Here is a 6506-nt window from a genome sequence, read left to right on the forward strand (position 1 = left end):
GAGCCTCCATTCGTAATCTATGCGAATGGGCGCCGTTGTGCGTTTAGTGTCTGGCTTAAGGCCAGGCAACGCCCCATCCGAGCCTGACAGGTCGAACCTGCTGCAGCGCCCCTCGGACAGGTGGCGGGAAAACGGTATCAAGTGATGATGACCGTTTTGAAACGGTGGCGATTATAGCGGGCTATGCCGATCTTCCAAAGCGTTTCTGTCGGTCAATGTCCGAACGGTAATCGAGACCATAGTCGATGCTCAATAGAGCTCTGGGTCGGGCTCTGCCATGATGCTCAGCATCATTCGGCAAGACGTTCAGGAGTGAGCATGAATTTCCACACCCGCAAATGGGTAAAACCCGAAGACCTCAATCCTAACGGCACGTTGTTCGGTGGCAGCCTGCTGCGCTGGATCGACGAAGAGGCGGCGATCTACGCCATCGTCCAGTTGGGCAACCAGCGAGTGGTGACCAAGTACATTTCCGAAATCAACTTCGTCAGCGCCTCGCGCCAGGGCGACATCATCGAACTGGGCATCACCGCCACCGAGTTCGGCCGTACCTCGATCACCCTGACCTGCGAAGTGCGCAACAAGATCACCCGCAAGAGCATCCTCACGGTCGAGAAAATGGTCTTCGTCAACCTCGGTGAAGACGGCTTGCCGGCACCCCACGGCCGGACCGAGATCAAGTACGTCAAAGACCAGTTCCAGGACGATGACGCCGGCTCGTAATGCGAGCCCGTAGGAGCTGCCGCAGGCTGCGATCTTTTGATCTTGATTTTTAAAGATCAAAAGATCGCAGCCTGCGGCAGCTCCTACAGAACGGAATAGAAGCCCCGCGTGTCGTAGCTAAATAGCCCGCCACTGGTTGCGCACATCATGAACTCGGCACAAGACGGCAAGACCCCGAACCTTTCGGCGCAAGAAGAGCACGATGTCGAAAAGAGCCAGCCGCCCCGTGCCGCGGTGTTGCACGAGATCATCCGAACCCAGGGCGATCAGGAGCTGGAGCGCAGCATTGCAGCTTTGTGGTGGTCGGCGCTGGCGGCGGGGTTGACCATGGGCCTGTCGCTGATGGGCATGGGCCTGCTCAATTCGCGCCTGCCGGACGGCGAAGGGTTCAAGGTCATCGCCAGTTTCGGTTATTGCGCCGGTTTCCTCGCGGTGATCCTCGCGCGTCAGCAACTGTTCACCGAAAACACCCTGACCGCCGTGCTGCCGGTGATGACCAAACCGACCCTGGCCAACTTCGGCCGTCTGCTGCGGCTGTGGACGGTGGTGCTGATCGGTAACCTCTGCGGCACCTTGCTGGTGGCGTACGTAATGCTGGAGCTGCCGATTTTCGACAGCAAGACCGACGTCGCCTTCCTCGATATCGGCCGCAAGGTCATGGAAAACGACGCCAGCCAGATGTTCGCCAAGGGCATCGTTTCCGGCTGGATGATCGCGACCATGGTCTGGATGATTCCGTCCATGGAGAGCGCCAAGATGTGGATCATCATCCTCATCACCTACCTCATGGCGCTGGGAGACTTCACCCATATCGTCGTCGGCTCGCTGGAGGTTTCGTATCTGGTGTTTGCCGGCGAGTTGCCGTGGAAGGACTTCTGGCTGGTGTTCGCCGGGCCGACGCTGGTGGGGAACATCATAGGTGGCAGCTTTATTTTCGCGCTGATCAGTCATGCGCAGATTCGCAGCGAAAGCGGGCCGCCGAAAGAGTCAGCGGATCAGAGCCAGGCACCTGATCCGCAGAAGATCAAAAAACCATCAAGGTGATGCTCAGCCCGCCGCAATCAGCGCAGCCGCACTGCGACGCTGGCGATAGATGAAGAACAGTGCGGTCAGCACGGTCAAGCCGCTGACCAGTGCGCCGGTCCACGGCAAGTCCGCCAGGTCCGCGCCGCTGGCCACTACCAGGCCGCCAATCCATGCGCCGGCGGCGTTGCCGAGGTTGAAGGCACTCTGGTTCAACGTTGAGCCGAGGTTCGGTGCTTCATGGGCCTGATCGATGATCAGCAGTTGCAGGATCGGGCACAGCGCGAAGGCGAACGTCCCCCACAACACCAGTGTGATTGCCGCCGGAATCACCGATTGGCTGGTTTGTGTGAATGCCGCCAGCACCACCAGCACCGCCAATGCCATGCCCACCAGCGATGGCAGCAAGCGGCTGTCCGCCAGACGACCGCCGAGCATGCTGCCGGCGGTCAAGCCCACACCGAACAACAGCAACATGATGGTGACGCCGTGGGGGCTGACGCCAGTGATGTCCTGCAGGATCGGTGCGATGTAAGTGAACACACTGAACAGGCTGGTGGAGGCCAGCACGCTCATGCCCAGGGCCAGCAGCACGTTGGCCTTGCCCAGCACCTTGAACTCGCTGGCCAGGTTGGCTTTATCCATCGCAATGTTTTTTGGCAGCCAGACCCATTGCGCAATCGCGGCCAGCACACCAATCACCGACACCGCCCAGAACGTCGAGCGCCAACCCGCGAATTGCCCGAGCGCGGTACCCAATGGCACGCCGAGCACGTTGGCCAGGGTCAGGCCGGTGAACATCATGGCAATCGCCTGGGCCCGTTTGTTGGGGGCAACGAGTCCGGCAGCCACCACCGAACCGATGCCGAAAAAGGCGCCGTGGCAGAGTGCCGTGATCACCCGCGCGGCCATCAGCGTGGCGTAGTTCGGTGCCAGCGCGCAGAGCATGTTGCCGAGGATGAACATCAGCGTCATGCCCAGCAGGGTGGCTTTGCGCGGCATGTTGGCGGTGCCGACGGCGAGGATCGGTGCACCGAACACCACGCCCAGGGCGTAACCGGTGATCAGCAATCCGGCATCGGGAATGCTGACGCCGAGATCGCGGGCGACGTCGGGCAACAGGCCCATGATGACGAATTCGGTGGTGCCGATGCCGAAGGCGGCAACGGCGAGGGCAAGCAAAGCGAGTGGCATGCGCAAGGTCTCTGTCGGTAGTCTTGACGCTGTGATCAGGCATACGCAGGCCGACGACCGTTCTCGACGAGAGCAGGTCGGGCAGGATTTTTATTGGAATTGGTCTGTGCGCAACTGAGTGCGGCGTGGTCGTTTGCAGTATAAACAGCTGCTGACATATGGCGAATCAAATCTCTACCGGAATACTGTAGGAGCGAGCTTGCTCGCGAAAGACGTCAAGGCGACGCGTTTATCCAGACAGCACGCGTTATCGTTAACGTCCATCGCGAGCAAGCTCGCTCCCACAGGGATCGTGTAGACAACAAAAGGAGTGGGCCGTGCTTGCGACGGCGTTGGTGTTGGTGGCGGCGCTGTTGCACGCGGCGTGGAATACCCTGATCAAGTTCAGTGCGGAGCGGCTGTTGGTGGTGGCCTGCATGGACAGCGTGGCGCTGCTCTTTGTCGCGCTGATGGTGCCGTTCCTGAGCATGCCGCCGCTGGAGATCTGGCCGTGGATCCTGGCCTCGGCGGCGTTCGAGTTGCTCTATCGCTACTTGCTGATCCAGGCCTATCGGGTCGGTGACCTCGGCCTGGTCTATCCGCTGATGCGCGGCCTGTCACCCTTGGTGGTGCTGGCGCTGACGCTGATCTTTGCCGGGGAGGTGCTGACCCACCAGCAGATTTTCGGAATCCTGCTGATCCCGTTCGGCATGCTGTGCCTGCTCTGGCAGGGCGGTGGCGGTGCGCGCTTACCGTGGTCGATGCTGCCGGTGGTGGCGTTGATCGGCCTGTGCATCGGTTGCTACACCTACATCGACGGTCAGGCCTTGCGGCGCTGGTCTCATCCACTGGATTACCTGGTCTGGGTCACCTTGCTCAGTGCCTGGCCGTTTCCATTGTTGGCATTGGTGCGCAAGCGCCCTGCGTTCATGCTGTTCTGGCGCGAACAGTGGCGCCTGGGCCTGGCGGTCGGGTTTTGCGTGTTGTTCAGCTACGCTCTGGTGCTGTGGGCGATGCAATTGGGTTCGATTGCAGAAGCGGCAGCGTTGCGCGAGATCAGCGTCATTCTGGTGGTGCTGTTTGGCATGCGATACCTCAAAGAACCTTTTGGCGGGCCACGCCTCTTAGCCTGTGGGCTGGTGCTGATCGGCATACTGGTGATGAAGTTCTGATCGCCGTTGATGGATTCGATTTTCTACAACTTGAAGAAGGGACTGCGTAATGACGGTTGCTCTATGGTGCATTTTGATTGCGATCTTCCTGCCGTATCTGTGCACGGGTGTCGCGAAGGTCAGTGGCGGATTCCGACTGAAAGACAATCATGATCCACGAGGGTTTCTCGATTCCCTGGAGGGATTGGGCAAGCGGGCAAATGCGGCGCAACTGAACAGTTTTGAAGTGACGCCGGCGTTTGCAGCCGCGGTGATCGTGGCGCACCTGGCGGGCAACGCCGAATTGGTCACCATCAATGTGTTGTCGGTGTTGTTCATCACCAGCCGTCTGCTTTTCATCATTTTCTATCTGGCGGACCTGGCGGCGCTGCGGTCGTTGATGTGGTTCGTGGGGATGGCGTTGATCGTGAGTTTCTTTGTGGTGTCCGTCTGAGTATCAGGCGCTAATCAAGGCCTCTTCGCGAGCAAGCCCGCTCCCACATTTGATCCTCAGTGGACACAGATTCTGTGTTCGACAGTGATCCGGTGTGGGAGCGGGCTTGCTCGCGAAGGCTATTTGTCAGGCGATGCGAGACTCAAGGATTGGTTTTAACCGCATCGGCCACCTGCGGCACTTGCGGCAACGCCGCACCTTTGGGCCAGAGCATCCAGATCTGCCCCTGCTGTTTCATGTCCCCGGCCAGTTGCCCGGCTGCATCGCCGGTGCCCCAGAACAGATCTGCCCGGACTTCACCGGCAATTGCACCACCGGTGTCTTGAGCTGCCACAGGTCGAACCAGCGCGGTACCGTCCGGTCTGGTGGTGGACAGCCACAGCAGGCTGCCAAGCGGAATCACCTTGCGATCCACTGCTGCGCTGTAACCGGCGGTCAACGGTACGTTCAACGAGCCGCGAGGCCCTTCGTTGCTGTCCGGGTTACGGGTGAAGAACACATAGCTGGGGTTGCTGCCGAGCAGTTCGGGAATCCGCGACGGATTGGCCTTGGCCCAGGTGCTGATGGCACCCATGGTCACGTCTTCTTTTTTCAACTCGCCCTGTTCCACCAGCCAGCGGCCGATCGGTCGATACGGATGGCCGTTCTGGTCGGCATAGGCGATGCGTAACTGGCGGCCGTTATCGAGCTGGATGCGACCGGAACCCTGGATTTGCAGGAACTGCAGGTTCATCGAATCGGTCAGCCAGGCCACGACCGGTGCCTTGACCCCTTTGCTTTCGATGGTGGCCGCATCGTCGTACGGCTTGAGCACGCGACCTTCGAGCCGACCGCGCAGGCGTTTGCCCTTGAGTTCCGGGTAAATGCTGTCGAGGGCGACGATGATCATATCTTCGGGGACGCCATAGACCGGGACATTGGCCATGCTGGTCTGGGTCAGGCTGCCCGGATAGACCGGCTCGTAGTAGCCGGTGATCAAGCCGTTGGGGTTGTCGTTGGCGGCGCGCAGGCCATACACATCGAGGTTCTGCTTGAGAAAGCCGCGAATGTCGCTGGCGGTTTGCGGCACGTTGGTAGCCGCCGCGCAGGTGCCACCCCAGACCGGGTCGGCCTTGAGTCGGGTGCAGGCGCTGCGCCAGGAGCCGAAACCGGCGATCAGATCGGCGTCGGACACCGCCGGCAGGGCTTCCCATGTAGCGCTGGAGTAAGTGGCCAGGGCATGGGTTTTCGGTTGTTGCTTGTCGCCGCCGGTGCAGCCTGCGAGCAGGGCCATCATCGGCAGGGACCAGGCCAGGCTGTGACGCCATGCCTTGAAACGGCTGTTCATGGAGTGATTCCTTTGCCGGTTGCCTGATCGCTCCATGCGTTCAAGCAACCCTTATTGATAATAGGGCTATTGGTCTTTGCCCATGACGCGAGGATACTGGCCGCCGTTTCCCGTGACCTGAAGCCACCATGACTCTTAAAAGACTTTCTGTTGTATTGCTGGCCTGCCTGACATTGTCCGCTTGTGGCGGCGTTGACCCCAACTCGCCGCTCGGTCAACGCAAGGCCATTTTCAAGCAGATGCTCAAGACCGGCGAAGACCTGGGCGGCATGTTGCGCGGGCGGATCCCGTTCGATGGCCCGAAATTCGCCGAGGGCGCGGTGAAGCTCGATGGGTTGTCCCGTGAGCCGTGGCAGCATTTTCCGCAGGCGCGCGAAGAGGATCACACCAGCGCCAAGAGTGATGTCTGGGAGCAGCAGGCACGCTTTCAGGGCATGGCCCGCGATCTTGAATCCGCCACCGGTGAACTGGTGATCGCCAGCCAGATTCAACCCTACAAGGCCAGCAACCTGGGGCCGGCGGTGCAGAAAGTCGAAGATGCTTGCAGTGCGTGTCATAAGGCGTTTCGGGATCATTGAGTGGTGTTGTTCGGTCTGACGCCTTCGCGAGCAGGCTCGCTCCCACAGGTGGTCGCATAACCCTGTGGGAGCGAGCC

Annotated in this window: 7 protein-coding genes and 1 riboswitch; of the genes, 5 read left to right on the forward strand and 2 right to left on the reverse strand. The window is 60.3% G+C overall.

From position 1 onward, the window contains the following. Positions 1-20: 20 nt before the first annotated feature. A riboswitch (S-adenosyl-L-homocysteine riboswitch) is annotated at positions 21-120 on the reverse strand. Positions 121-318: 198 nt separating this feature from the next. Both AC07YV_RS05285 and AC07YV_RS05290 read left to right on the forward strand, forming a co-directional pair. Continuing rightward, positions 319-723 (forward strand): acyl-CoA thioesterase, encoded by a 405-nt coding sequence (locus AC07YV_RS05285; protein ID WP_102699934.1) that lies wholly within the window; start codon positions 319-321, stop codon positions 721-723. Positions 724-870: 147 nt separating this feature from the next. Then, positions 871-1767: a formate/nitrite transporter family protein gene (locus AC07YV_RS05290; protein ID WP_102699933.1), complete on the forward strand. Its 897-nt coding sequence runs from the start codon at positions 871-873 to the stop codon at positions 1765-1767. A 3-nt stretch (positions 1768-1770) separates the two neighbouring features. Here AC07YV_RS05290 and AC07YV_RS05295 read toward each other — a convergent pair whose 3' ends face one another. Then, entirely contained in the window at positions 1771-2940 is a 1170-nt protein-coding gene (locus AC07YV_RS05295) for an MFS transporter (protein ID WP_102699932.1), read from the reverse strand. A 317-nt stretch (positions 2941-3257) separates the two neighbouring features. Between AC07YV_RS05295 and AC07YV_RS05300 the strand changes: the two genes are divergently transcribed. Further along, positions 3258-4091: an EamA family transporter gene (locus AC07YV_RS05300; protein WP_102699931.1), complete on the forward strand. Its 834-nt coding sequence runs from the start codon at positions 3258-3260 to the stop codon at positions 4089-4091. Positions 4092-4140: 49 nt separating this feature from the next. After that, entirely contained in the window at positions 4141-4524 is a 384-nt protein-coding gene (locus tag AC07YV_RS05305; RefSeq protein WP_102699930.1) for an MAPEG family protein, read from the forward strand. Positions 4525-4666: 142 nt separating this feature from the next. Here the strand turns inward: AC07YV_RS05305 and mltA are convergent, their stop codons facing one another. Beyond that, a complete protein-coding gene (mltA, locus tag AC07YV_RS05310) occupies positions 4667-5851 on the reverse strand; it encodes a murein transglycosylase A (RefSeq protein WP_102699929.1) in 1185 nt (394 codons plus the stop codon). A gap of 128 nt (positions 5852-5979) precedes the next feature. On the opposite strand from mltA, the gene AC07YV_RS05315 reads away from it, so the two are divergent. Next, complete coding sequence (locus AC07YV_RS05315) at positions 5980-6429, forward strand: c-type cytochrome (protein ID WP_015097171.1); 450 nt, start codon at positions 5980-5982, stop codon at positions 6427-6429. Positions 6430-6506 lie beyond the last annotated feature (77 nt).

The organism is Pseudomonas sp. GW456-E7 (genome assembly GCF_059424105.1).

Bases quoted from the DNA above. Each gene is read 5' to 3' on its own strand.
- AC07YV_RS05285 (WP_102699934.1), top strand. From the start codon at position 319: ATGAATTTCCACACCCGCAAATGGGTAAAACCCGAAGACCTCAATCCT.
- AC07YV_RS05290 (WP_102699933.1), top strand. From the start codon at position 871: ATGAACTCGGCACAAGACGGCAAGACCCCGAACCTTTCGGCGCAAGAA.
- AC07YV_RS05295 (WP_102699932.1), bottom strand. From the start codon at position 2,940: ATGCCACTCGCTTTGCTTGCCCTCGCCGTTGCCGCCTTCGGCATCGGC.
- AC07YV_RS05305 (WP_102699930.1), top strand. From the start codon at position 4,141: ATGACGGTTGCTCTATGGTGCATTTTGATTGCGATCTTCCTGCCGTAT.
- mltA (WP_102699929.1), bottom strand. From the start codon at position 5,851: ATGAACAGCCGTTTCAAGGCATGGCGTCACAGCCTGGCCTGGTCCCTG.
- AC07YV_RS05315 (WP_015097171.1), top strand. From the start codon at position 5,980: ATGACTCTTAAAAGACTTTCTGTTGTATTGCTGGCCTGCCTGACATTG.